This is a genomic window from Pseudomonas sp. SLFW (genome assembly GCF_009905615.1).
Lineage (GTDB): Bacteria > Pseudomonadota > Gammaproteobacteria > Pseudomonadales > Pseudomonadaceae > Aquipseudomonas > Aquipseudomonas bambusae.
Window position 1 is genome coordinate 77,697 of the sequence record NZ_JAAAKW010000012.1, and the last position, 24,217, is coordinate 101,913.

General features: G+C 58.1%; 20 protein-coding genes and 1 other RNA gene. 13 read left to right on the plus strand and 8 right to left on the minus strand.

Annotation, left to right across the window (positions count from 1 at the left end; all coding sequences use genetic code 11):
* Nucleotides 1-67: 67 nt before the first annotated feature.
* The 5 genes from lldD (at nucleotide 68) to GVN17_RS20525 (ending at nucleotide 6,127) form a co-directional block, all read left to right on the plus strand.
* Nucleotides 68-1,216 (plus strand): FMN-dependent L-lactate dehydrogenase LldD, encoded by a 1,149-nt coding sequence (gene lldD / locus GVN17_RS20505; protein ID WP_166597079.1) that lies wholly within the window; start codon nucleotides 68-70, stop codon nucleotides 1,214-1,216.
* A 63-nt stretch (nucleotides 1,217-1,279) separates the two neighbouring features.
* The gene (locus GVN17_RS20510) at nucleotides 1,280-4,090 is read left to right on the plus strand and encodes an FAD-binding and (Fe-S)-binding domain-containing protein (RefSeq protein ID WP_166597080.1); all 2,811 of its coding nucleotides are present in this window, start codon (nucleotides 1,280-1,282) and stop codon (nucleotides 4,088-4,090) included.
* Between the two features lie 209 nt (nucleotides 4,091-4,299).
* Complete coding sequence (locus GVN17_RS20515; RefSeq protein ID WP_166597081.1) at nucleotides 4,300-4,590, plus strand: hypothetical protein; 291 nt, start codon at nucleotides 4,300-4,302, stop codon at nucleotides 4,588-4,590.
* A gap of 121 nt (nucleotides 4,591-4,711) precedes the next feature.
* Nucleotides 4,712-5,103: a transfer-messenger RNA gene (ssrA, locus tag GVN17_RS20520) on the plus strand.
* A 121-nt stretch (nucleotides 5,104-5,224) separates the two neighbouring features.
* Nucleotides 5,225-6,127 (plus strand): hypothetical protein, encoded by a 903-nt coding sequence (locus GVN17_RS20525; RefSeq protein ID WP_166597082.1) that lies wholly within the window; start codon nucleotides 5,225-5,227, stop codon nucleotides 6,125-6,127.
* Here the strand turns inward: GVN17_RS20525 and GVN17_RS20530 are convergent, their stop codons facing one another.
* Both GVN17_RS20530 and GVN17_RS20535 read right to left on the minus strand, forming a co-directional pair.
* Nucleotides 6,128-7,429, minus strand: a complete 1,302-nt coding sequence (locus GVN17_RS20530) for a DNA cytosine methyltransferase (protein ID WP_166597083.1) — start codon at nucleotides 7,427-7,429, stop codon at nucleotides 6,128-6,130.
* 68 nt (nucleotides 7,430-7,497) lie between these two features.
* Nucleotides 7,498-7,926, minus strand: coding sequence for a very short patch repair endonuclease (locus GVN17_RS20535; RefSeq protein ID WP_166597084.1), 429 nt, complete (start codon nucleotides 7,924-7,926; stop codon nucleotides 7,498-7,500).
* 142 nt (nucleotides 7,927-8,068) lie between these two features.
* Here GVN17_RS20535 and GVN17_RS29520 point away from each other — a divergent pair, with 142 nt between their 5' ends.
* Genes GVN17_RS29520 through GVN17_RS29530 form a run of 3 tightly spaced genes read left to right on the plus strand, consistent with a single transcriptional unit; the run spans nucleotide 8,069 to nucleotide 9,777 of the window.
* Nucleotides 8,069-8,734, plus strand: coding sequence for an AAA family ATPase (locus GVN17_RS29520; RefSeq protein WP_218576328.1), 666 nt, complete (start codon nucleotides 8,069-8,071; stop codon nucleotides 8,732-8,734).
* Nucleotides 8,674-9,267 carry an AAA family ATPase gene (locus GVN17_RS30025; protein ID WP_218576338.1) on the plus strand — a complete coding sequence of 198 codons (594 nt, stop codon included), beginning with the start codon at nucleotides 8,674-8,676 and terminating at the stop codon, nucleotides 9,265-9,267. The genes GVN17_RS29520 and GVN17_RS30025 overlap by 61 nt, the downstream gene beginning before the upstream one ends.
* Before the next feature lie 54 nt (nucleotides 9,268-9,321).
* Entirely contained in the window at nucleotides 9,322-9,777 is a 456-nt protein-coding gene (locus tag GVN17_RS29530) for a TOPRIM nucleotidyl transferase/hydrolase domain-containing protein (RefSeq protein WP_218576329.1), read from the plus strand.
* Between the two features lie 326 nt (nucleotides 9,778-10,103).
* Here the strand turns inward: GVN17_RS29530 and GVN17_RS20545 are convergent, their stop codons facing one another.
* Together GVN17_RS20545 and GVN17_RS20550 are read right to left on the minus strand one after the other, a co-directional pair.
* Complete coding sequence (locus GVN17_RS20545; RefSeq protein WP_166597085.1) at nucleotides 10,104-10,520, minus strand: SRPBCC family protein; 417 nt, start codon at nucleotides 10,518-10,520, stop codon at nucleotides 10,104-10,106.
* 84 nt (nucleotides 10,521-10,604) lie between these two features.
* The gene (locus tag GVN17_RS20550) at nucleotides 10,605-11,609 is read right to left on the minus strand and encodes an aldo/keto reductase (RefSeq protein ID WP_166597086.1); all 1,005 of its coding nucleotides are present in this window, start codon (nucleotides 11,607-11,609) and stop codon (nucleotides 10,605-10,607) included.
* Nucleotides 11,610-11,726: 117 nt separating this feature from the next.
* Here GVN17_RS20550 and GVN17_RS20555 point away from each other — a divergent pair, with 117 nt between their 5' ends.
* Nucleotides 11,727-12,680, plus strand: a complete 954-nt coding sequence (locus GVN17_RS20555; RefSeq protein ID WP_166597087.1) for a LysR substrate-binding domain-containing protein — start codon at nucleotides 11,727-11,729, stop codon at nucleotides 12,678-12,680.
* Here GVN17_RS20555 and GVN17_RS20560 read toward each other — a convergent pair.
* Nucleotides 12,664-15,327, minus strand: a complete 2,664-nt coding sequence (locus GVN17_RS20560) for an autotransporter outer membrane beta-barrel domain-containing protein (protein ID WP_166597088.1) — start codon at nucleotides 15,325-15,327, stop codon at nucleotides 12,664-12,666. The two genes, GVN17_RS20555 and GVN17_RS20560, sit on opposite strands and share 17 nt — an antisense overlap.
* A 394-nt stretch (nucleotides 15,328-15,721) precedes the next feature.
* Between GVN17_RS20560 and GVN17_RS20565 the strand changes: the two genes are divergently transcribed.
* From GVN17_RS20565 to GVN17_RS20575, 3 genes are all read left to right on the plus strand, one after another.
* A complete protein-coding gene (locus tag GVN17_RS20565; RefSeq protein WP_166597089.1) occupies nucleotides 15,722-16,900 on the plus strand; it encodes a sugar transporter in 1,179 nt (392 codons plus the stop codon).
* 433 nt (nucleotides 16,901-17,333) lie between these two features.
* The gene (locus GVN17_RS20570) at nucleotides 17,334-17,615 is read left to right on the plus strand and encodes a hypothetical protein (RefSeq protein WP_166597090.1); all 282 of its coding nucleotides are present in this window, start codon (nucleotides 17,334-17,336) and stop codon (nucleotides 17,613-17,615) included.
* A 388-nt stretch (nucleotides 17,616-18,003) separates the two neighbouring features.
* Nucleotides 18,004-18,849, plus strand: coding sequence for an HPP family protein (locus GVN17_RS20575; protein ID WP_166597091.1), 846 nt, complete (start codon nucleotides 18,004-18,006; stop codon nucleotides 18,847-18,849).
* A 9-nt stretch (nucleotides 18,850-18,858) separates the two neighbouring features.
* On the opposite strand, the gene GVN17_RS20580 is transcribed toward GVN17_RS20575, so the two are convergent.
* Nucleotides 18,859-19,722, minus strand: coding sequence for a LysR family transcriptional regulator (locus GVN17_RS20580; protein ID WP_166597092.1), 864 nt, complete (start codon nucleotides 19,720-19,722; stop codon nucleotides 18,859-18,861).
* Between GVN17_RS20580 and GVN17_RS20585 the strand changes: the two genes are divergently transcribed.
* Complete coding sequence (locus tag GVN17_RS20585) at nucleotides 19,715-20,200, plus strand: hypothetical protein (protein WP_166597093.1); 486 nt, start codon at nucleotides 19,715-19,717, stop codon at nucleotides 20,198-20,200. The genes GVN17_RS20580 and GVN17_RS20585 overlap by 8 nt on opposite strands.
* Nucleotides 20,201-20,271: 71 nt before the next feature.
* On the opposite strand, the gene GVN17_RS20590 is transcribed toward GVN17_RS20585, so the two are convergent.
* Entirely contained in the window at nucleotides 20,272-22,557 is a 2,286-nt protein-coding gene (locus tag GVN17_RS20590) for an Orn/Lys/Arg decarboxylase N-terminal domain-containing protein (RefSeq protein WP_166597094.1), read from the minus strand.
* Entirely contained in the window at nucleotides 22,554-23,978 is a 1,425-nt protein-coding gene (potE, locus tag GVN17_RS20595; RefSeq protein ID WP_166597095.1) for a putrescine-ornithine antiporter, read from the minus strand. Before potE ends, GVN17_RS20590 begins: the two co-directional genes overlap by 4 nt.
* Nucleotides 23,979-24,217: the final 239 nt, after the last annotated feature.

The following is a 24,217-nucleotide window of genomic DNA, read 5'->3' on the forward strand; positions in this document are numbered from 1 at the left end:
AAGAAAGCGCCGGGCGTGGAGGCTCACGCCCGGTTGCAGTTCCGCTCACTCAACGTTGCGAGACACCATGATCATTTCTGCCGCTACTGATTATCGCGCCGCTGCCCAGCGCAAGCTGCCGCCCTTCCTGTTTCACTACGCCGACGGTGGGGCCTACGCCGAACACACCCTGCGGCACAACGTTTCGGACCTCGCGAGCATCGCACTGCGTCAGCGCGTGCTGAAAAACATGTCCGAACTGAGCCTGCAAACCACGCTGTTCAACGAAACCCTGAGCATGCCAGTGGTGCTGGCACCGATCGGTCTCTGTGGCATGTATGCCCGTCGCGGCGAGGTCCAGGCCGCACGTGCCGCTGCCGCCAAAGGCATCCCGTTTACGATGTCCACTGTGTCACTGTGCCCGATCGAAGAGGTCGCCCCGGCCATCGACCGCCCCATGTGGTTTCAGCTGTATGTGTTGAAAGACCGGGGCTTCATGCGCAATGCCCTTGAGCGCGCCAAGGCTGCCGGGGTCAAGACGCTGGTGTTCACAGTGGACATGCCCGTCCCCGGCGCCCGCTACCGCGACCTGCATTCCGGCATGAGCGGCAAGAGCGGCCCGATCCGCCGCGTGCTGCAAGCCATGACTCACCCGCAATGGGCGTGGGACGTTGGCGTCAACGGCCGCCCTCACGACTTGGGCAACGTTTCAGCCTATCGAGGCAACCCCACCGGCCTCACCGATTACATCGCCTGGCTCGGCAATAACTTCGACCCGTCCATTTCGTGGAAAGACCTGGAATGGATTCGCGAATTCTGGGACGGCCCGATGATCATCAAAGGCATTCTCGACCCCGAAGACGCACGCGACGCCGTGAAATTCGGCGCTGACGGCATCGTCGTCTCGAACCACGGCGGCCGCCAGCTCGACGGCGTGCTTTCCAGCGCCCGCGCCTTGCCTGCCATTGCCGACGCGGTGAAAGGCGAGATCAAGATCCTCGCCGACTCCGGCATCCGCAGCGGTCTCGACGTGGTGCGCATGATCGCCCTTGGCGCCGACACTGTGCTGATCGGTCGCGCCTTCCTCTATGCCCTCGCCACTCACGGTGAAGCGGGCGTGAAGCACCTGCTCGACCTGTTCGAAAAAGAGATGCGTGTCGCGATGGTGCTGACCGGCGCCAAGTCCATCAGTGAAATCACCCGCGATTCCCTCGTGCGTGAATCGCTGATCCCATAAGTTTCGACCCATACAGCCCACGCACGCGGCGCGTCAGACGTCGCGGCAGATGAGGAAGACCGCATGAGCCTCCCCGCCTCCTTTCTGGCCGATGTGAAGCGCCTGATCCCTGCCGGACGCCGGTTCGACGACCCGCTGTCGACGCTGGCCTTCGGCACCGACGCCAGCTTTTATCGGCTGATTCCCAAGCTGGTCATCCGCGTCGAGTCCGAAGACGAAGTCGTGACACTGCTCAAGCTCGCGCAGGTCGACCGGGTCCCTGTCACCTTTCGCGCAGCTGGCACGAGCCTGTCGGGTCAGGCCATCAGCGACTCCGTCTTACTGGTGCTCGGCGATAACTGGAACGGCCGGGAAATCCGCGGTCGCGGGGAGCAGATTCGCCTGCAACCGGGCGTAATCGGTGCTCAAGCCAACGCTTGGCTAACGCCGTTCGGGCGCAAGATCGGTCCGGACCCGGCCTCGATCAACGCCGCCAAAATCGGCGGCATCGTCGCGAACAATTCCAGTGGCATGTGCTGCGGCACCGCGCAAAACACCTATCACACGCTGGCGGGGATTCGTCTGGTGCTGGCGGATGGTACGCGTATCGACACCGAAGACCCGCAGAGCGTCGCGGCCTTCCGCGCCAGTCACGCTGACCTCTTGGAACGTCTCGCTCAACTAGGCCGGGAGACCCGCGCCAACACTGAATTGGCCGCCAGGATTCGCCACAAATACCGCCTGAAAAATACCACCGGCTTATCGCTTAACGCTCTGGTCGATTTCGAGGAGCCACTGGATATTCTGAGTCACCTGCTGGTGGGTTCCGAAGGCACACTGGGGTTCATCAGCGCGGTCACCTACGACACCGTGCCCGATCACCCGAACAAAGCCTCGGCGCTGATTGTGTTTCCGGATGTGGAAACCTGCTGCAACGCCGTGACGGTCCTGAAAACCCAGCCAGTGTCCGCCGTCGAACTGCTCGACCGACGCAGCATGCGCTCAGTGCAAAACAAACCGGGGATGCCGCCGTTCGTGCGCGAGCTGTCAGAAAACGCCTGCGCCTTGCTCATCGAAGCCCGGGCCGCGACACAGCCTCTGCTGCACGAACAACTGGCGCAGATCATGGCGTCCATCGCTCATTTTCCGGTCGAGAAGCAGGTCGATTTCACCGAAGACCCTGTCGAAAACGCCCGACTGTGGGCGATCCGCAAAGACACGTTTCCTGCCGTCGGCGCCGTGCGTGAAACCGGCACCACCGTGATCATCGAGGACGTGACCTTCCCCGTCGAGCAACTGGCCATTGGCGTGCGTCGGCTGATCGAGTTGTTCGACAAACACCATTACGACGAGGCGATCCTCTTCGGCCATGCGCTGGAGGGCAACCTGCATTTTGTCTTCACCCAAGGTTTCAACGACCCTCAGGAAGTCGCCCGTTATTCGGCGTTCATGGACGACGTCACGCAACTCGTCGCGGTCGAATTCAACGGCTCGCTCAAGGCCGAACACGGCACTGGGCGCAACATGGCGCCCTTCGTCGAGCTGGAGTGGGGCAGCGACGCCTACCAATTGATGTGGCAGCTCAAACGGCTGCTCGACCCCAACGGCATTCTCAACCCGGACGTCGTGCTCAGTGAAGACCCGCAGATTCACCTCAAGCACCTCAAGCCCATGCCCGCTGCCGATGAAATCGTCGACAAATGCATCGAGTGCGGCTTCTGCGAACCGGTGTGCCCGTCCAAAGGACTGACCCTCAGCCCGCGCCAGCGCATCGTCATGTGGCGCGACATTCAGGCAAAAAAACGCGCCGGCACCGACACCACCGAACTGGAGCGCGATTACCACTACCAAGGCATCGACACCTGCGCCGCGACCGGCTTGTGCGCGCAACGTTGCCCGGTGGGCATCAACACTGGCGAGCTGGTGAAAAAGTTGCGAGCCCAAGAAGCGACTCACGGCAAAACCGCTGGCTGGCTGGCCGAGCACTTCACCACTGCACTGAACGGCGCACGCTTCACGCTGCATGCTGCCAACGGAGCGCGCATGCTGCTGGGGGCGCCACGGCTGGCGAAGGTTTCTGCCGCGCTGACCAAGGCGTCGTCGGGTCGCGTCCCGCAATGGACCCCCGCCATGCCGCAGCCGGAAAACGCCATTCGCTTCACCCCGCCCGTGGAAGATCAGCGCCCTCGCGTGGTGTACCTCGCCGCCTGTGTCTCCCGCGTCATGGGCCCTGCCGCAACCGACCACGAGCAAATGTCGCTGATGGACAAAACACGCGGTCTGCTGGAGAAAGCGGGCTACCAAGTGATCTTCCCGGACGATCAGGACAGGCTCTGCTGCGGGCAGCCGTTCGCGTCGAAAGGCTATCCCGACCAGGCCGAAGAGAAGCGCCAACAACTGCTCGCCGCGCTGACCAAAGCCAGCCGTGGCGGCCTCGACCCTATCTATTGCGACACCAGCCCTTGCACGCTGAGATTGGTCCAAGACCTCATAGACACCCGGCTCGACCTCTACGACCCCGTGCGCTTCATCCGCACGCACCTGCTCGACAAACTGGAGTTCACGCCGCAACAGGAAGCCATCGCCGTCCACGTCACCTGCAGCACTCAACACCTGGGAGAGAGCCAGGCGCTGATCGAACTCGCCCGACTGTGCAGCGTCAACGTGGTCATACCTGAAGGCATCCACTGCTGCGGGTTCGCGGGTGACAAAGGCTTCACCACACCTGAGCTCAACGCCCACTCGCTACGCACCCTGAAAGACGCCGTTCAGTACTGCACCGAAGGCATCTCAACCAGCCGCACCTGCGAAATCGGCCTCTCGCGATACGGCGAAATCGACTACCACGGTCTGGTCTACCTCGTGGATCGCGTCACCCGACCAAGAACCGCTTGATGCACACAAATGGGGCGACGTTCGCCCCATTTCGCTGAAACATGTCGCAACATGGCTTTTTCCCAGCATTCGCAAAATAAATAGAACCCCTGCGTTGACCGACAGTCCATCTCTTTAAGCGCCACACACGACAGGCGCTTATTCCTCCATCTCGGAGAACGGCCCCGATTGAGCGGCCACACCGAGTCAACAGGCTCAAGGAGATACACATGAAGCGCACAGCACTGACTGGTCTGTTTCTTACCGCTGCACTGTTGGGTTCCCCGGTATTCGCTGCCGACGACCTGTGTGGCGCTAACCTGCAAACGCTCAAGGATGCTCATACATCCACGAGCACCAACATGAGCGCAGACACCAAAGACGAGCTGGAAAAAACCCTGACCGCTGCCACCGCTGCGCAAAAAGCCGGTGATGACAAGAAGTGCATCGAGCTCACCACCAAAGAAATCACCACCCTCAAAACCGGCGGCGACGGCTCCGACGGCGGCAACGCCAAGTAAGGCGCTACGAGCACTGCAGCCAGCCTTTGGGCTGGCGTGGTGACGCGGCTTGAGGCCCAGAGTCGACGTATCCTATTGATTCAGGTACACTCCGCGGCCTGACTGCTAGAGCAGCAGAATTGGGGCCGATTAGGATTCGACGCCGGTGATGAAACTCTAGGGGCATGCCGACTTGGTAACAGAAGTCGTAAATCCACTGTTGCAACTTTCTATAGTTGCCAATGACGAAACCTACGGGGAACAAGCTCTCGCTGCGTAAGCGGCGCTAGCCTTCCTTCTGGTAGCTTCGGCTCCAGCAATCATCAGGGGATGCCTGTAAACCCAAAATGATTGTCATACAGAACAGGATCGCCGTGCAGTACGCTGTGGACGAATCGGCTAAAACTTACACAGCTCGCCCAAAGCACCCTGCCCGTCGGGTCGCTGAGGGTTAACTTAATAGACACGGCTAAGCATGTAGGCCCGAAAGCGGAGTACTGGCGGACGGGGGTTCAAATCCCCCCGGCTCCACCAAATCTGACAGAGAAGACGTCTTAGGACGTCTTTTTTTGTGCCTAAAATTCAGTAAAGGTCCAAACGGGTCCGATGGCATCTGAGCTCATCCTACAATTCATGTATTCCAAGCGATGCGGCTATGCCACCATTCACCCTCTCATCAAAGATTTCAGGTGGAGACTGGCGAATGGCCGTTAGCGAGAAAACGATAATCATCGAACGGATATTCGATACGCTTTACGACGAGCAGACTAAGACTTTTTCCCGCACATTGGTTAGCGCAGCGGAGGTCCAAGATGCAAAACGCTACTGCGCAGAGCACTACGGCATAAAAATGAAGCTAGACGGCAACCCGTTTAATTTTATGAAGGACATCGTCAGGGGTAAAAGCGCCTCAAAGATATGGCCCCAACGATTGAAGGATCTCCAGATCGGAGGGGTTCAGAGAACAGGTGATGGCGCAATCTTCGAATTTGTTCACGGGGTGGCTGGTGCGCTGGACAGTCTAGATGAAGATTTTCTTCCATCTGACTCTACACCGAGCTTCGAGGTGCAGAGCCTTAGTCTGCCTCTAGCGTCCAAAGCGCTAGGCCGGACAGATGAATCGTGGCTACTTCAAGTAGCCGTAAATCTACGAATAATAGAGAGCCACTTTGCTAACGCTGCGGGTAGCCAGATTGATGCACTGGAGCTAACGCACCTCCAGATGGACATCAAACTGAGAAAGGTTCAGATAGATGCACTGTTTCGAGCGCTTCACGCCGCACCGGATAGCAAACAGTCTGAAGTACTCATTACCGTGGAAGCTAAACAAGGGAATCAGCGCATCTTAACTGAACAAATTGGCCGCCAGGTGATAGCCGCTTTCGAGTCGACTGATACTGATCTCGTCATCCCTGTTGCAATAGCAGCGATCAGGAACAAAGGGATTTACGTGGTCGAGTTCGCAGCAGTGACTAGGGAAAAAATAGGGCAGTTCAGCGCCCCGACATTCCATCGAGACGCTATGTTTGTCCTTCAACCTAAGGTAAAGGGAATTTAATTATGCGGTCTGAATGACTGACTGCCTAGGCTTCGGTGCTCCCTTACGATCTCGCTGCTTGATCGGAACATTGATCTCGAAGTGGCGAGATGCTTGCCCCATATCCATCGAGAGCAGCCTCTCATCTCCCATCAGAATGGCGTCAGCTGGAGTAAAGGGTTCGCACCCAATCGCTTCAATGATGCTCATTCCAACTGCACGAGCCAACGGAGGGGGGACAGCATTGCCCACTTGCCTTGCCCCATGCCATTTAGTTACATGCGTGCGAAACCAGTCAGGAAAACCATGCAAGCGGAGCATTTCTCGCACAGTGATGCAGCGAGGATACTTGTAATGGATAGGTCTAGGACTGGTGAATGCGCCACGCGCAGAATCTGTGCCCGCGCGAAGAGTATTAGATACGCCTTTAGCGTGAAGTTTGAAAAATCGAGAGGTAGGCTCCACTTGGCCCATCTCGGTTGACGCAAAGCGAGCACGAGATAGTTCAGAATGATTGGTACGAAGGCTGCTTGTCAGAAGTTCCTTGTTCCATTTTCTTTTGTAGCCGTAGTAGGTGGAGTCAGCAATCATGTCGCGGAGAACTTTAGCGTAGGCACTCGGACGCCCCCACTCGACGGCTGTTGAATCGCTTTCATTTAACGCGTCATAATCTTCTGCATCAGGAATGTCACCCAAAGCGTCATGGCAGGAAGGGCCCTCCGGCAACTGGGCATCGAGGAGTAGAGATGATCTAGGCGACCTAGTTATCGGTTCTGGATACTCTGGAAGTTTTAGCCCACGCTTCGCACCAATTAAAATCAAACGCTCTCTTTCCTGCGGAACCCCATAGTTCGCTGCATTGAGTACTCGCCAAGGCAGGACGTCATAGCCGTTGCTCTGAAATTCTTCAATAAGTTCCGCAAGAAACTGTTTGTGCCGCCCTACTGTAATGCCTTTAACGTTCTCAAAAACAAAATATGAAGATTCCAAACCTACGACAATGCGGACAAAATCTTTGACCAGCGAGTTACGCGGATCATCGAGGGCGCGCTGCCCCATTAAGCTAAAGCCCTGGCATGGAGCGCCACCAAAAACGATATCTACTTTCCGACCACCAATATTCGCGGTCTCACGAATGTCTTCAGCAGTCAACGTGGATACCGACTGAGGAATGACCACACAGTTAGGAAAATTGTAAGAATGCACGGCGGCGTGGATTGGGTCGATCTCTACGGCAGCTACAATGTCAAAGCCCGCCTGCTCGAAGCCTAGGGACATTCCACCAGCCCCAGCAAAGAGATCTATTCCAATTGGTCGTGTCATCTGAGTTCCTCCCACGGCGTGAAAAATCATCGCCTTCATACGAGGCGTGGAATTTACGCGATTCCGGATCAGATGTCGATCGGTTTTTTACTGGGCCCAAGGAACGCCGACAAACGACACCGTAAGGAGTGCAGATCCTTGAGCTCGCACTGCCACACAGTCAAAACGTCCCATCCCTTGAGACGAAGGGCGTCCTCGGTAGTGCGATCCCGGTGGCGGTTACGATCAATTTTAGGTTCCCAATACTCCAACCGGCTTTTGGGTAGGCGCCCCTTTGGGCACGCATGTCCATGCCAAAAGCAGCCGTGAACAAAAATGATCTTAGTTTTTTTTGCAAAAACGATGTCTGGTTTTCCAGGCAAATCTTTCCGGTGCAACCTGTACCGATAGCCTAAGGCGTGGAGCACTCTGCGTACGATCATTTCTGGCCCCGTGTCAGCGGTTCCGACGGACTGCATGATTTTCCGTCTCTGTTCTGCCGAGCGGAGGTCTGACATTGGTCTTCCTTATGTCGGAAAAAAAGCCGCAGATGTGGGAGATACCTGGCTCATGACACGAACCTAATAGACAACTGGAAAGCTGATTTTGTGCCATATTTTCCTTGCGGCAATATCGTCGCAGGAACGTCTGTGAGGGAACATGGCTACCAAACCGAAATCTATCGACAAACCTGAGCAAAAAGCTGAGATAGCACCGAGAGCCAGATTGCACAAATTGATTATTTCCAATTTTAGAGCCATAGGAAAAAAACCCGTAACGATTGAGTTAGATGACATCGTCGTATTGGTGGGACCAAACAACGCAGGAAAAAACTCTGTATTAAGAGCTTATGAAGTGGTAATGCAATCGGGCAAGCTTGGCGAATTAACAATAGAAGATTTTCCCAATGCAAAAGTTCCTGACATCGACGATACAGAGTCACACCCAACAATTGAACTAGAAACAGTTCTGTATGAAAATAGCAAGTTTCCAGCCCAGCAATGGATGGATGTTAAAAAAAATGGCGACCGCCACGTACGCGAACGCTGGACATGGAAGGATATTGGCAAGCCCGAAAAGCGCGGCTTTGATACAACTAAAAACGCTTGGGATGATAATCATGGCCCTTGGGGCGCCGCTGCGATTGCTCAAATTAATCGCCCAGAAACTCATCGCATAGAAGCATTTGACGACCCGGAAAAACAAGCTGCTGAGATTGTTCTATTACTGCAAGAAGCCATCAAAGAAAAAATCAAGGAAGTAAGCTGCAAAAAAGTGAAGACCAAGAAGAGAAGAGCCAGTACGAATTACTACTGCAGTCCGTAGGAACCCTTCAAAAGCAGGTAGCAAAAGATGCGGTCACTGCGATACAGGACGTGCAAGAAAATCTGAACAAGTCGATTTCGGATGTATTCCCAGGATACTCTATAACCCTTGACGCCAGACCAGAGGAAGATCTCGAAAAAGTTTTAAACTTTTTTAAATCGTTACCGCTTCTTCGAATGGGACCTACCGAGGGCCATCAGTCGACTCTTGAACATCAAGGAAGTGGGGCGCGCCGAACACTGCTATGGACCGCGCTTCGTATCCTTGCTGAGCACAAACGAACGAAAAGTCCGAAAGCTGACCTGACAGAACGACCACACGTTCTTCTGCTTGATGAACCAGAAATGTGTTTACACCCAAGCGCAATCAGAGATGCGTGTAACGTTCTTTATTCACTGCCCATGGCAGGCAAGTGGCAAGTTATGGTTACCACACACTCTCCCGTATTCATCGACCTTTCGAGAAATAACACATCGATTGTGCGTGTCGAGCGCGAAATTGGCGGCGATGTCTCAGGAACCACTATTTTTTGACCAGAGAAAGTAAAGCTGAGCGATGAAGACAGAGAAGAGTTAAAACTTTTAAACATGTACGATCCATTTGTGGCGGAATTCTTCTTCGGAGGTAAAACTATTGTTGTCGAGGGGGACACTGAACACTCAGCATTTAAAGAGGTAGTGGAGTCCAATAGAAGCTTATTCGGTGAAATTCATATTGTCCGGGCACGCGGAAAATACACAATTATTGCACTTTGCAAAATACTTAATCAATTTGGCAGCCCGTATGCAGTGCTGCACGACTCCGATAGAAAAACCATCATCACCAAAAAGGGAGCGGTTCGAGCTAATTCCGCCTGGCCAGCAAATGAGCAAATACTTGAAATAGTCGCTGCCGCCCCGAATCATAGCGCAACGCTTGTAGCATCAGTGCCGAACTTTGAAGAAGCCATGTTCGGAGAGCCCGCTGATGGCGAGAAACCTTATGGCGCTTGGGAGAAAGTGCGCAAAGACGCCGATGTGAGAAAAAAAGTAACGACCTTCTGATGTATCTGGGAAAAATAGGCGGGCAGCTTCCGCCCGGCACGATGCGATGGTCTAATGTTGATGAACTCAGCAAGGCGGTTGACGCACTGGCTTTGTGATATTCAGAAGCAGATGGTCCGTAGCCTGTCTCGAAGCGGCTACGGACTCTGGTGATAGGCGCCCATTCTGAACCAGGTGATGCGCCTTACAAACCCAAGCTAAGGCCAAACTGTTGGCCGCCGTCCTTCATATCACCGATGACTGCTCAGAGCATTGCGAAGGAAATCGGTATTTGCGCTGGGTCAGGTTCAGTTCACAGCGATTTACGAGGGTATAAAAGCCGCCCCTCACCCCGCAAAATTCGCCTTCATCGCCTCCAGACCGCTGGTGAAAATCCCATCAAACAACTCCACAGCCTCTCCCTCAGAAACCCCATCCGGCGTGAAGTCAGCCGACCAGGTCACCCGAGCCGTACCCGAGCTATCCAAAGCCTCAACCCGCAAAGTCGCCCGATACCCCGTCACAGGAAACGGAGCCTGGGTAATCGAATAGCTGTACCACCGCCCATCATTATCAAACCCTTCAAGCCGTTCAATAATCGTGTCGCCATCCGGGGTTTGCAGGGTGCGGACGCGGCCGCCTTCGCTGAGTTCGCTTTTCGGGATGAAGGGCAGCCAGTCGGGCAGCGAGTCGAAGCCGCCGACGAGTTTCCAGACGGTGTCGGCCGAAGCCGGGATGTCGAGGGTTGCAGATGCGTGTGCCATGGTGTTTCTCCAGAATTTGGGGTTTGACCGGCGACGGCGTTATGTGGAGCCGTCGCGGGTTTTCGTTCAAGAGCGTGTGGGTCGTTATGCCGGAACAGGGGCGTCGACTGCGATCAGTCGGGCGTCGCGCAGGTCTTTCCAGAAGGCTGCGGGGATGACGGAGTTGAGCGCGGCGATGTCTTCTGCGATCCGCTCAGGGCGGCTGGCTCCAGGTATTACCGCTGCGACGGCTGGGTTGGCAAGCGAGAATTGCAGCGCGGCGGCTTTGATGTCGACGTTGTGGGCCTGGGCGATGCGTTTGATGTACTCGACCTTGGCGATGATTTGCGGGCTGGCCTTCTGGTATTCGAAGTGGGTGCCGCCCGCGAGGATGCCTGAGCTGTAGGGGCCGCCGACGACGATGTCGGTGTTTTGCGCGCGCGCCTCGCCCATCAGGCGTTGCAGGGCACGTTCGTGATCCAGCAGCGTGTAGCGTCCGGCGAGCAGGAAGCCGTCGGGTTTGGCGTCGTCGAGGCCGAGAGTCAGTTCGATGGGTTCGACGCGATTCACACCCAAGCCCCAGGCTTTGATCACGCCTTCTTCGCGCAGGCGGGTCAGCACTCTGAAAGCGCCGGTGCGGGCCTGTTCGAAGTAGCGCAGCCACTCGTCGCCGTAGAAATCCTGGGCGATGTCGTGAATCCAGACGATGTCGAGGCGATCGGTTTTCAGGCGTTTGAGGCTGTCTTCGATGGAGCGCAGCGTGGCATCGGCGCTGTAGTCGTTGACGATTTTGTTGCGCAGCCCGTGTTCGAACACGCCGCTTTTTTCGCCGAGGTCGCGGGCGCTGTTGTCGAGCTCGTCGAGGATGACGCGGCCGACTTTGGTGCTGAGCACGTATTCGTCTCGGTTGTATTTTTTCAGCGCATCGCCGAGGCGGGTTTCCGACAGGCCCGCGCCGTAGAACGGGGCGGTGTCGAAGTAGCGGACGCCAGCAGCCCAAGCAGCATCGACGGTCGCCGCCGCTTCTGCTTCAGGGATGTTGCGGAACATGTTGCCCAGTGGAGCGGTGCCAAAACCGATGACGCCAGGGAGTTTGTCTTTCAAGCTCATGGTGGTTCTCCGGATCAATTGTGGGCCGCTGTTGCGACCATTGAGCAGATCCTAGATTGCCAAGACGAGACCGTCCAAGACACAATAAGCAACACTTGAGACCTGTAGAGCATCATCATGTTGGATTTGCGCCAGCTTCGTTATTTCGTCGTCGTTGCCGAAGAGGAGCATGTCGGTCGCGCCGCTGAGCGTTTGCACATCTCGCAATCGCCATTGAGCCGTCAGATTGCGCAACTGGAAGAGCGCTTGGGTCTCATCCTCTTCGAGCGCACTCAGCAGCGGATTCGTCTGACAGTGGATGGCCGTACTTTCCTCACCGAAGCTCGGGCATTGCTGACACACGCCAATCGGCTGGAGTCGCTGGGCAAGCGCCTGGGACGCGGCGAAGAAGGCGGTCTGTGCATCGGCTACATCGAGAACGCCATGCACGCCAACGTGCTGCCAAAGGCACTGAGTGAAGTGCGCGCCATTCGGCCGGGGGTTCACGTCGCGCTGTACAACCTCAGTTCGGCGGATCAACTGGAAGGCCTGCGCCAGCGCAGCCTGGACGTGGCGCTGGTCAGCGAGCCTCCTGTCGATGACGACCCGGACCTGACGTGCCGCCAATTGCTGGAAGACCCGATGCTGCTCGCACTGCCCGCCGATCATCCGCTGGCGAGCATCGAGCGGCTGACCCCGGCCAATCTAGAAAACCTCGACTGGATCGGCGTGAAGTCGAGCCAGAGCCAGAATCCTCATGATGACTTTGTCGCCGCGTGCATCCGCGCCGGTTTCACGCCGGAGATACGTCTTGAGGCCGCCGAGCCTTATACGGCGTTAGGTTTGGTGGCGGCAGGATTGGGCATTGCGATGACTCAAAAAAGCCTCAACCAGTCGGCGCATCCGGGGGTCGTGTTCCGGGAACTGCCGTGGCTGACCTTCACCATGCCACTGTGGGCGGCGTGGCATCGGGTGACGCTGAGGCCTCTGGTGGGCACCTTTCGAATGATCCTTACCGGGACGGACGCTGATGCCACGCTTGCTGCCGCGCCTGAACGGCAAACACGCGAAAAGACTACCAACTCACCCTAACCCCCACCTCTCCACTGCTGCCCTCCAACACCTCGCTGTCCAGGTTTGCGCTGTAATCCACGGCCAGATACAGGCTGACGCTGGTCGACAGCTTCGCCACAACGCCTGCACCAATGTTGGCCGAGGATGCGCGATGCTCGCTCTTGATACGGTCCACGCCGTTGTAGGTGACGGTGTCCCGGCCGTTGAAGGTGTGCCAGGCGTTAGCACGCAGGTACGGCTCAACGGGAGTTCCGCTGACGACGTAACGTCCTTTGAGGCGCGCGCCGAGTCGGCCGGTCCAGTAGGTTTGGGCGTCGAAGGCGACGTCGGAGATGCCGTCGTTCTGTTTATCCAGGTCGATGCGTTGGCGGATGATTTGCGCTTGGGGTTCGAGTATCCAGTGTTCCGAGATCGGCAGCGGGTAGCCGCTTTCCAGTGACAGGGTGACGGCGTGGCCATCGGTGTCGAGTTTGACGCCGCGGTCGGAGCGGTTGGTGCCGTTCAGGCGGGTGCCCATGGCGACGGCATCCAGGTACCAGCCGCTGGGATCGACCAATGTCCAGTACGCACCGACGTGGTCGCCTTCGAGTTTAAGATGGCCGGCCTTGCGGTGCTGGAAGCCTTCGGCGAAGCCTTGGACGTCGCCGCGCAAACGGCTTTGGCCCACGAAGAAACCGAGGCGTTGCGTCTGACCGGCGTCGAGGGCGGAGGCAAAGAGGTCGTGGCCGATCTGGTAGCCGTGCGTCGAGCCATCGAAACGGGGAGACGCAGTGCCTGACCAGCTTTTCTTGAGGTCATCACCATAGAGGCGCCCCCACCCGGCGGGCACCATGCCGGTTTCAGCCAGCAGGCTTTGATCGCCTTGCCGCTCGTGAAAGGTCCCCAGGGCAGACAGTGTCATCATCTGCGCAGCGGGCACGATGACCGAATAGACAGGCACTTCGAGCCGATACAACGCAATGGGCGCTTCACCCGGGACGGCCTGCGGAACCGGCGGTGTAGTGGCGGCGGGTTCGGGAGAGGTCGCGGCCTGCGCGGTTGAAGACGTAGCCGGCGGATCAGGCGGCGCCACAGGGGCAGCGGTCGGTGCTTCAACGGGCGGTTCGTCGGCGCTCACGGTGGGCGGCGCTGCGGCGACGGGGGTGGTCACAGGCGGCACGACTGCCACGGGCGCCGAAGGCGGGACGGAAAACAGCCCCACGGCCGCCACCGAGGAGCGCAGATACCAATTGTTTTCAGTCCCCGCCGTCACGCCGCCCTTGAACAGGTAGTACTGATAAGCGCCTGCGGACAGCGAGCCTTTCAGGGCAAAGGCGTCGGTTGTGCTGGTGGCCCCGTTGAGCGCCTGAACGACTTCGATACCGTTGGACTGGGTCAGCCCGCCGAGGCCACCGAGATTGGTGACACTCAGTTGCGTATGGCCGCTGATCGAGCCTTGGGAGACGACCAGTTTGTCGCTGGCCGACTGGTCATCGCCGAGTACCGTCTTCACCCACAACTGACCGCCCGCACCGACGTAATTGCCGTAGACGCTGAAGGTGTCACCGGCGACCGAGCTGCCTCGGGTCAGGTCGATGACCCCGGCATTGTTCAGGGTGGCCAGTTGATCCGCTTGATAGGGACGAACCGCGCCTTGTGTCGAGGTCAGTATGCTGCTGCCATCAATGTTGAAGGTACCAGTGGCGCTGGCACTGTCGCCGAGGAATAAGCTGCCGTTGCCAAGGTCCAGGCGCGACCCGTCGTTGAGGTTGACGGTTTCCCAACCCACGTAACGGGCGGGGTTGGCTGAGGCGGTGTTGCTGAAGGTCAGGGTATCGGCGCCAAGACCACCATCGAGTGACGGCGTGGCCGCAAGCTGGCTTTCAGTGAGGTTCGCTACCCGCGCGGTATCGTCGCCATCGCCCATCAGCACGGCGGAGTTGATCTGCCCGCCGCCGTTCCAGACAAACACATCATTGCCAAGGCTGGTGCGTATCTCACCTGAAATGACGCCGCCGGTGACCGTGACGTTGTCGTTGCCGCCACTTACGCTGACGTTGCCGCCGATACTGCCGCCCGACACGATGATGATGTCCCGGCCCAAGCCCGTCACCAGATTGCCGATGATTCGCCCGTTCGACATGTCGAAGATGTTGTTATCGAGTTTCATGTCGACGCGGCCAATCGTACCGCCGGTCATGGTCGCCACATCGCCATCTTCGAACGCGCCGACGATGGTGCCGCCGCTCATGAAAAAGGTGTCGCGGGTGTCGCCTTGGGAAAGCGAGAGGATCGAGCCGCCGGTCATCTGGAAGATATCCGGCCCCGCCCCTTGCTGGACGGCGCCGGTGACGGTGCCTGCGCCGATACGCAGCACGTTGGCGCCATCCCCCATGTCGAGGCGGCCCTGGATCGTGCCGGAATCCATCAGCACTTGATCTGCTGCCGGCCCCAACTGCACATCGCCGTTAATGGTGCCGGTGCCCCCGGCGGGGAAGTTCAGGGTGTTGCTGCCCTGTAAGTCGGTCACTCCCGCACTTGTACCGCTGTCGCAGACATAGCTGTCATTGCCTGCACTCGGGGTGAGCGAACAGGCGGCATTAATCTCCGTGGCTGGCAATAACAACATAGATACGCAAGACAAATAGAGAACATTGCTGACGCTAGCCCCAATGGGCCGCTTCATCAGAAATACTCCTGCGGGATATACCCGGGATATTTACGTCCATTTAGATACCGATGCGAACAGCTGCATCGAGTCGTGACTCCCTATAGTTATCCAGATAAGTTCAGCATCGAGGGCGCGTCAAGTGAGCGGCAAGATGCAATGAAGGGCGAATGATTGATTAGCGAACCTGCGAGTGGGCCATTTTGACGCAGGGGTCACCCCGTTGTGACAACGTTAACAACCACGTACACTGCGCCTCATCTGGTCGTACCCCCCATACCCATAATAGTTTGCTGACTGCATACACCGCCTCGGTTCCCACCCTGTGCGGCGTTTCTGCTTGTCGGCGTTTTGCGTGTGAGGCTGGCGGCTTTGTTGTCGGATTTTTTCCTTGAGGCTGATGCGTCCTTTCATGAACACGACCGATGCTCAAACGGGTAGCTGGCTCAGCGTCATTGCGCTGGCCCTCGCGGCCTTCATTTTCAACACCACGGAATTTGTACCGGTCGGGTTGTTGAGCGCCATCGGCCACAGTTTCGACATGACCACCGCTCAGGTCGGTCTGATGCTGACGGTGTACGCGTGGATCGTGTCGTTGACGTCGCTGCCGATGATGCTGATGACGCGCAACATCGAGCGGCGCAAGCTGCTGATGTTCGTGTTCATCCTGTTCATCGCCAGCCATGTGATGTCGAGTGTGGCGTCGAGCTTCGGGATGTTGTTGGTCAGTCGCGTGGGGATTGCGTTGGCCCATGCGGTGTTCTGGTCGATCACGGCGTCGCTTGCCGTGCGCGTGGCGCCTGCGGGCAAACAGGTGCAGGCGTTGGGCTTGCTTGCGACCGGCACATCACTGGCGATGGTATTGGGCATTCCGCTGGGACGGGTGCTGGGCGAAGCGCTGGGCTGGCGGACAACATTCCTGGCCATTGGCGGTGCGGCGACCCTGACCGTACTGGTGTTGATGAAATCGCTACCGTTGTTGCCGAGCCAGAACTCGGGCTCGCTGCGCAGCCTGCCAATCCTCTTCAAACGCCCGGCGCTGGTGTCGCTGTACGTGCTGACGGCGCTGGTGATCACCGCGCAGTTCACGGCCTACAGCTACATCGAACCTTTCGCACAGATCGTCGGGAAGATGAGCGGTGACATGATCACCATCGTCCTCTTGCTGTTCGGTGGTGCAGGCGTTTTGGGCTCGATCGTGTTCAGTCGCTACAACAACCGCTATCCACGCGGGTTGCTGATTGCGGCCATCGGCGCGCTGGCGCTGTGTCTGATTCTGCTGTTGCCGATGTCAGGCAAGGCCTCGTGGGTTGCGGCGCTGAGCGTGGTCTGGGGCATGGCGATCATGTGTTTCGGCCTGGTCATGCAGGCCAAGGTGTTGGCCATGGCGCCGGACGCCACAGACGTCGCGATGTCGCTGCACTCGGGCATCTACAACATCGGCATCGGTGGCGGCGCGTTGCTGGGCAGCATGGTGATCAGCCAGTTGGGCGTCGCCAATATCGGCCTGGTCGGTGGGCTGGTCGCGCTCAGCGGCCTGGCACTGGCTTGCGTGGCGACCTATCGCTATAGCGAGACAATTCGAGCCTGATTGCCCATCAAGCGCCGGGTATCCGCAGATAAGTGAACGCGGTGTGTCAGGCATGACGCATCGCGGCCGTCGTAACCTCCGACTGCTCCCACAGGGCCTGCCTCAGGCCAAGTTCCTTCGCCAACCATCATTCCCATCGATAACCAACATTCCCGCGATTGCCTTCCGCTCAAAACTGAGGGGCGTAACATCGCCATCACACCCAAACACGACCGAGGGCAGGAAAAATGGTTATTCATCTTCTGACTTGCTTGACGCTGACAGCTTTCACCAGCTACGTCGTCGCCCTCAAACTTTTCGCGCTGGAACCCGTGCAAGCCACGGCGGACGAAAAGGTCAATCGTGTTATGGCACCGGCCAACTAAGGCCAAGTAGCTGACACTTATCAGCAGCTTTTACCTTTGCTTTTTCAGCTTGATGCGGAGTTATCGACATGACCCGAGACGTCACCTTGCACGTTAGTTTTCCCAAGTTCGGCAAGAACTACTACTCACAACATGTCATCACCCGCAAAGACCGCCACGGCCTCGTCAAAGACAATCGTTTCGATGCCTTCATGATGCCCGCAGCGGAAAACCACTTCAGTAACGAAGTGGTGGGGTTCAACGATCAGTTCCGGTTTTTGACGAACGTGTTGAACACCCACTTGCTGGAAATCGAAGCCGCGCGCCCGGCCCAACGAACCCGTCAACAGGCTCAGTCGCGCAGTCTGTAACCACAGGCCATTGATGCAGGCAGGTACGAGTTCAAATCTCGATGCCCGCCAGGTCAATGGCCTGTTGCTTTATCCCCACACCTCCCCTCGTTACTCTGACATCTCTCATTGCACCTATCGCTTCAGCTCAACTTCTTTGAGCCGTGGTCGTATCCGCGTATGAAAATCGCCAATAATTCAAAATTGCTGAAGTGAAGCTGCATTATTTCGAATTTGTCTAAGTGCGGTTTTCTGACCACAATCGACCCCGCTTCAAGGCGACCGGGTCATTGCCGCAACAATGCCCCACTGTCTGCCGCCCTTTGAAAAATCAATCGCACTTGCCCCTTTTGTGCAGGAGTTCAGCCGCGACCGGCGAACTCCTTTTTCACCCCCGGAATCGCTCGTTTTGAAAACGCTTCTGCGCAGCTTCATCCCTCACTCTCTCAACACCCATCCTGCTGAATGGTCCCGTGCAGCGTTGGGTGCGGGTCTTGGCATCCTCGTCACCGTGTTGCTCAGCCGCCAACTGTTCGGCACCGAGGCAACGCTGCATCTGCTGGGGCCTCTCGGCGCTTCTGCGGTTTTGCTGTTTGCTGTGTCCACCGGTGCATTGGCGCAGCCTTGGGCGATCATGGGCAGCTACTTGATATCGGCATTGGTCGGGCTGCTGTGTTTTCACCTGTTTGGCGGCAGCATCACCGCCATCGGCGTGGCGATCTTTCTGGCGATCCTGAGCATGTGCGTCTGCCGCTGCTTGCATCCACCGGCGGCAGGCGTTGCGTTCAGCGTCATCACATCGAGCCAGGCGCTTACCGGTCCGGACTGGCATGCGCTGCTGCCGATCATGCTCAACGCCGGTTGCCTGTTGGTGACGGCGCTGGTCTACAACAACCTGACGCGGATGCGTTACCCACGCGCGCAGGCCAATGCGACGCCCGCGCCGTCCACTGAGTCGTCAGTCAGCCACTTCAACAGCGCCGATCTGGACAAGGCGCTGGATGACGTCGGCACCTTCGTCGACGTGTCGCGGGAGGACCTTGAGGCGATTCTGCACAAGACCGAGGCTCACGCGCAGCACCGCAACCGGACCGACATCGATACAGCGCAGATCATCGAGCGCAGCACGCAAGGCGTGTCACTTGAGCATTCGGTGGCCGACGTGATGAAGATGCTGGGCGGACAAGGCCGCATGTACCTGCCGGTCCTCGACGCGGATCGCAAAGTGATCGGCATCATCAGCCTGATCGACTGACGCACGGCCTCAAATCAACGGGTCCCAGCGCTGGGACCAATCACCCTTCTCGCGCGCAATCTCTCGCAGCAATTCGACCGCTTTTTGCAGCGTCGATGAAGGATTTTCCCGTGAATAGACCAGATAGGTCGGATAGCTGAACTCCGGGGCCAAGGGCACACGTTCCATGATTCCGCGATCAATGTAGGACTGCACCACGCGCGTTCGAAAGTAACCGGCGCCGCCATTGTCCAGAATGTACTGCAACGCGAACGGCCCCAGGTTGAAGGCCACAGCAGCGCGGGAATACTCCGGCATCGCGGCATCGTGTTGCTGACGAAACGCCGGGCCCCAGTCGATGTACACGTAGGGCTCGGATTTGCCGACGACGCGCACCAGAATCAGCTTTTCTTCGAGCAATTCTTCGACCTGCAACCCCGGCCAATACGCGGGCTGGTAGACCAGCGCCGCATCGAGTACCCCGCGCTCGACGTCTTTCATCAGCGCATCTCCGTCCTTCACTTCGGAATGCAGCGCGTACTCGGGGATCGAGCTCCGGATCTCGCGCACCCAACTGAGCATCAACGGGTTGCACAGGCTCATTTCGGCGCCCACCCGCAGCACGTGACGGTAGCCATCCGGCAAGGGCAACTCGCGCCGTGCAGCGTCCCAGGTCTGAACCAGTTGATTGGCGAACACCACGAACGCTTCGCCGTCGGGGGTCAGTTTGGCGCCGGTACGATTGCGGATGAACAGCGTGCAATTCAGGTGACTTTCCAGTTTCTGCACCCGCGCCGTGATCGCTGTCTGGGTGACATGCAGCTCTTCGGCGGCGGCCATCAGGCTGCCGTGGCGAACGATTTCGAGGAAGGTACGGGCGAGGTCAATGTCCATCGGGGCGGCTCGGCGGCTGGCTTCGGGGCGTCACGCATCAGGACGCCGCGACATGGTAGCGCAGTGGCTTGCCGTCCAGCGGGAAGTCCTGAGGGTTTTGCAGTTAAAGCAATTCGCCATCTGGCAGAAATCCGAAATCCGCTGTCTCATGCAGCAGGTTCGTACAGATCACGAACCCCTTACCTACCTTTCTGCGGAAAACAACATGAAACACGCCCTGCTCACCGGCCTGCTCCTGACTGCATTCGCCCTGCCCTTCACGGCGACTGCCAACGATGACAACAGCCAGTGCCAGATGAATCTGAGCAAAGTTCGAGATGCAAAAGTCGCCAAGCCCAACCTCAGCGATGCCGTGAGAAGCGACGTCGACACCACCGTCCACCGCGCCGAATCGGCACTGGCGCGGCACAACGATGACGGGGCGCGGGAGTGTGTGTCATTGACCCAGCAGGCGTTGCAGAAGATTCAAAGCAATTGAGGTAGTCACAGCGCAACCCATCTGCTGTGGGAGCGAATCGCGAATGAATTCGCTCCCACAGGTTCACGCCTCTATTTCAACACCAATAACCGATAAACCCCCGCCTCGCTCTCGATCCCATGGGTGTCATGGGTGAACCCCGGAAACGACTTGTCGAAACTCTCCAGCGCCCGGAGATACGCCAGCACCGCTCCGTCCGTGGCCCCTACGTGTTCGCCCGGCATCAGCAGCGGAATGCCGGGCGGATAAGGCACGATGCCTGTCGCGGCGATGCGGCCGGCGGCCTCTTCCAGCGTCACTTGCTCGACTTCGTTTCTGACCAGTTTTTCGTACGCCTCCACCGGGCTGAACTCCGCCTTGGGCAGCGTGCCGAACGCCTGGGCCATGGTCGCTGTGGTTTTGTTCTTTTTCATGGCCGCGAAGATTTCTTCGGACAAGTCCTTCAAGCCCATCCCTGTGTAGCGCTGCTGATTGGCGGTCAGCAAATCGGGCAGGCACAGCTCCAGTTCGAGGTTGGTGTCGTAGTCGCGCTTGAAGTCCAACAGCGCGTTCACCAGCGTGCCCCACTTGCCTTTGGTGATGCCGATGGAGAACAAAAACAGAATCGTGAAATCAGTGGTTTTTTCGACGACGATCCCCTGCCGCCCGAGGTACGCGCTGAGCACACACGCCGGGATACCGAAGTCGAGCAGGTTGCCGTCGTCGCCCATGCCGGGGCTGAGGATCGACACTTTGATCGGGTCAAGCATGCAGTAGCCGTCTTCGATGTTGCCGAAGCCGTGCCACACCTCATTCGGGTGCAGCACCCAGCAATTGGGGTCGGTCTTGAGCTTGAGCGGATCGACTTCGTGAAACGGAATCGAGGTCGCGCCGACCGGCACTGACGGCGGCTGCCAGCACGAGAAAAACCAGTCATCGTTGCTGAGCATGTCGCTCTGCATGCGCGAGATCACCTGGCGGAACGCGATGGCTTCTTCGATGGATTCGTTGGTCAGAATCTGCCCGCTGGGAGCCTCCATCATCGCCGAGCTGACGTCGCACGAAGCCATGATCGCGTAATTGGGCGAGGTCGAAGCGTGCATCATGTAGGACTCATTGAAGCGCCCGTGAGGAATCGGATTGCGCCCATTGCGCACGTGGATCATCGACGCCTGAGACAGCGCCGCCAGGAGTTTGTGGGTTGATTGCGTGGCGAACACGGTCGGCTTCGTCGGGTCGTGATCGTCCGGATTGCCGTGCATCGCGAAGCGGTCCTTGTACAGCGGGTTGAAGCGCGCATAGCCGTACCACGCCTCGTCGAAATGCAGCCGATCGACGCTCTGCCCCAGTAGCTCTTCGACGCGGGTGACGTTGTAGGTCAGGCCGTCGTAGGTGGAGTTGGTGACGATGGCGTGCACCGGCTTCGGGTCGATGTGGCTTTTGACCAGCGGGTTACTGACGATAGCGGCTTTCACGCCCTCGGCGCTCAGGGTCTGCGGCAGGATCGGGCCGATGATGCCGAAACGGTTGCGGGTCGGCACCAGATAGGTCGGAATCGCACCCGACAGGGTCATCGCGTGCTCGGCGGACTTGTGACAATTGCGATCACACAGAGCGATCTGATCACGCGTGACGCTCGCCATGAGGATGACGCGGTTGGACATCGACGACCCGTTGGTCACGTAGTACGTGCGATGGGCGCCGAAGACCTTGGCGGCGTAGCGTTCGCCTTGGCCGATGGGGCCGCTGTGGTCGAGCAACGAGCCGAGTTCGCCGACCGAAATCGAAAGGTCAGAGCGCAGCAAGTTTTCCCCGAAAAACTCGTAGAACGCCCGGCCCGCAGTGCTTTTCAGAAACGCCGTGCCGCCCGCATGCCCCGGTGTGTGCCAGGAATATTCGTAGCTGCGGGCGAACTTGAGCAACGCGCCGAACATCGGTGGCAACACCGCCTGACGATAGCGTTCGATGGCGGCCATGATGCGCCCGCTGAGGAAGCGGCTGGTGTCTTCCGGCAGCCAGATGAAGTCGTCGGCGTGCTGCATGACGATCAGTGGCACGCTGGACGCGGTGCTGCGGTCGCTGATCAAAAACACCGGCACCCGGGTGTTGCGCTCGCGCAGGGTGGTGAGCAGGTCGATGCATTCCTGGTGGTCCGGGCTGTCGTCCATCTCCCAACTGAGCAGAACGCACTGGATCGCCGGGTCAGTGCTGAGGATCGACTTGGCGTCGCTCAGGCTCTCCGAGGTCAGCACGCTGATGGAGCGTTCTTCGACATCGCTGATCAGCTGGATCAAGGCCCGGCCGAACACGCTGCGTTTGTCGGGCTGCTTGGTAACCAGGAGCGCCAGCATGCCGAGCAGGTGTCTGTATTCCGTCATGGTTGAGTCTCCAATGTGGCCTGATTCACGGTGTTAAGCGGCAAGCTGTTCACGGGGATCGGCTCGCCTACGATGTGCTGCGCCGACACGGTCTGGGTCGGAACGCTATTGTTGAGGGCCTCCAGTTTGATCAGTCGCGTGTTGACGAAACCGAACAGCGTGTAGCCGACGATGGTCGCCACGCCGCCGAGCATCAGCGCCTGCTCGCCGGAACTGTAGAGCGCGAGGTAACTGTAGGCCGCAGCGATGTAGGCAACGATGTTGGTGATAAGTGCCTTGTTGGCGGGCACGTTCGAGACTTTTTGCAGGGTCATCAGCGTCGCCATGGACAGGATGTACGGCACCAGATTGGTGACCACCGCGAGGTTCACGAGGGTGTCGAACTGCTTGGCTAGGTCGGGGCTGATGGTCAGCAGGGCCATGGCCGTCTGCATTGCCAGCAGGATCAGCATGCTGATGATCGGCACCCCGTGTTTGTTGGCCTTGGCGAAGATCGGCAGGAAGTAACCGGTGTCTGCCGAACTCTTGAACACCTGCGCGACGGTGAACTGCCAGCCCAGCAGCGAACCGATGCAGGCCAGGACCATCAACCCCATCACCACGTTGCCGATCAGGGGGGTGAACATCTTGGCGAACACCAGGCCGAAAGGCGCGGTGGAGGACACCAGCTCGGCGTTTTCGACGATGCCTGCAATGACGTTGGTGGACACGATGTAGATCACCGCTGCGCCCAGCGTTCCACCCAGCACGGCAATGGGTACGTTCTTCTCGGGGTTTTCCACAGCGTCACCGTTGGCGCACGCCGACTCTAGCCCGAGGAACGCCCACAGTGTGATTGCCACCGATGCGCCCGCGGCCTCGTACCAGGTTTTGTCGTGAGGGTTCCAGCCCGCCGCGTAGATGCTGCTGTCGAACCAGAACCAGCCGATGGTCGAGACCAGCACCACCGGCGCGATGACGCCCCACACTGTCACAGCGCCAATCTTGCCGGTAATGCTCGCGCCGCCGAAGTTGGCAAAGGTGGTAATCCACAACAACGCAATCGTTGCGAGGCCGACTTGCACCGCGCCCAGCTTTATATCGAACAGCGTCTGGATATACCCCACCGCCGTAATACTGATGGCCACATTGGCAATCAGTAATGAGAGGCCGTAAGTGTAATTTGTGATGTAGTTCCCGGATTTACCAAACGTGTACTCGGCATACCCGCCCATGCCCCCCGTCTTGCGACTGAGCATGCCGCAACGCGCGAACGCATACGCCAGCGCCAGTGAGCCGGTGGCCGTGATCAGCCAGGAGAGAATTGAAATACCGCCGACTTCGGCGAGTTTGGTGGGCAATAACACAATGCCGGAACCCAACATGTTGACGGCCGTCAACATGGTCAGTTGTCCCACGCTCATTTTCTTTGCGACTGACATTCCGTTGCCTCATTAAGATGAACTGAGAGGCTTTAGCTATAGCAAAGGTTTGTTACTAAGCAAGAAAGTCAGACTTTATCAGCAAGTAGCGAAGAGCCATCTATTACATAACTTCGCAATAAGTAGCGACGTGAATGGCCGTGTTTGAATAGGACAGAAATCGCTCGAATGGATCGATTATCCAGACGGAGTGAACGGGCTGTCTGGGTCCGGCTTGCCGACGGCAGCGATTTCAAGAT

Excerpts from the sequence above, each read along its gene's own strand:
- lldD (WP_166597079.1), top strand. The coding sequence starts at position 68 with ATGATCATTTCTGCCGCTACTGATTATCGCGCCGCTGCCCAGCGCAAG.
- GVN17_RS20510 (WP_166597080.1), top strand. The coding sequence starts at position 1,280 with ATGAGCCTCCCCGCCTCCTTTCTGGCCGATGTGAAGCGCCTGATCCCT.
- GVN17_RS20515 (WP_166597081.1), top strand. The coding sequence starts at position 4,300 with ATGAAGCGCACAGCACTGACTGGTCTGTTTCTTACCGCTGCACTGTTG.
- GVN17_RS20525 (WP_166597082.1), top strand. The coding sequence starts at position 5,225 with ATGCCACCATTCACCCTCTCATCAAAGATTTCAGGTGGAGACTGGCGA.
- GVN17_RS20530 (WP_166597083.1), bottom strand. The coding sequence starts at position 7,429 with ATGACACGACCAATTGGAATAGATCTCTTTGCTGGGGCTGGTGGAATG.
- GVN17_RS20535 (WP_166597084.1), bottom strand. The coding sequence starts at position 7,926 with ATGTCAGACCTCCGCTCGGCAGAACAGAGACGGAAAATCATGCAGTCC.
- GVN17_RS29520 (WP_218576328.1), top strand. The coding sequence starts at position 8,069 with ATGGCTACCAAACCGAAATCTATCGACAAACCTGAGCAAAAAGCTGAG.
- GVN17_RS29530 (WP_218576329.1), top strand. The coding sequence starts at position 9,322 with ATGTACGATCCATTTGTGGCGGAATTCTTCTTCGGAGGTAAAACTATT.
- GVN17_RS20545 (WP_166597085.1), bottom strand. The coding sequence starts at position 10,520 with ATGGCACACGCATCTGCAACCCTCGACATCCCGGCTTCGGCCGACACC.
- GVN17_RS20550 (WP_166597086.1), bottom strand. The coding sequence starts at position 11,609 with ATGAGCTTGAAAGACAAACTCCCTGGCGTCATCGGTTTTGGCACCGCT.
- GVN17_RS20555 (WP_166597087.1), top strand. The coding sequence starts at position 11,727 with ATGTTGGATTTGCGCCAGCTTCGTTATTTCGTCGTCGTTGCCGAAGAG.
- GVN17_RS20560 (WP_166597088.1), bottom strand. The coding sequence starts at position 15,327 with ATGAAGCGGCCCATTGGGGCTAGCGTCAGCAATGTTCTCTATTTGTCT.
- GVN17_RS20565 (WP_166597089.1), top strand. The coding sequence starts at position 15,722 with ATGAACACGACCGATGCTCAAACGGGTAGCTGGCTCAGCGTCATTGCG.
- GVN17_RS20570 (WP_166597090.1), top strand. The coding sequence starts at position 17,334 with ATGACCCGAGACGTCACCTTGCACGTTAGTTTTCCCAAGTTCGGCAAG.
- GVN17_RS20585 (WP_166597093.1), top strand. The coding sequence starts at position 19,715 with ATGTCCATCGGGGCGGCTCGGCGGCTGGCTTCGGGGCGTCACGCATCA.
- GVN17_RS20580 (WP_166597092.1), bottom strand. The coding sequence starts at position 19,722 with ATGGACATTGACCTCGCCCGTACCTTCCTCGAAATCGTTCGCCACGGC.
- GVN17_RS20590 (WP_166597094.1), bottom strand. The coding sequence starts at position 22,557 with ATGACGGAATACAGACACCTGCTCGGCATGCTGGCGCTCCTGGTTACC.
- potE (WP_166597095.1), bottom strand. The coding sequence starts at position 23,978 with ATGTCAGTCGCAAAGAAAATGAGCGTGGGACAACTGACCATGTTGACG.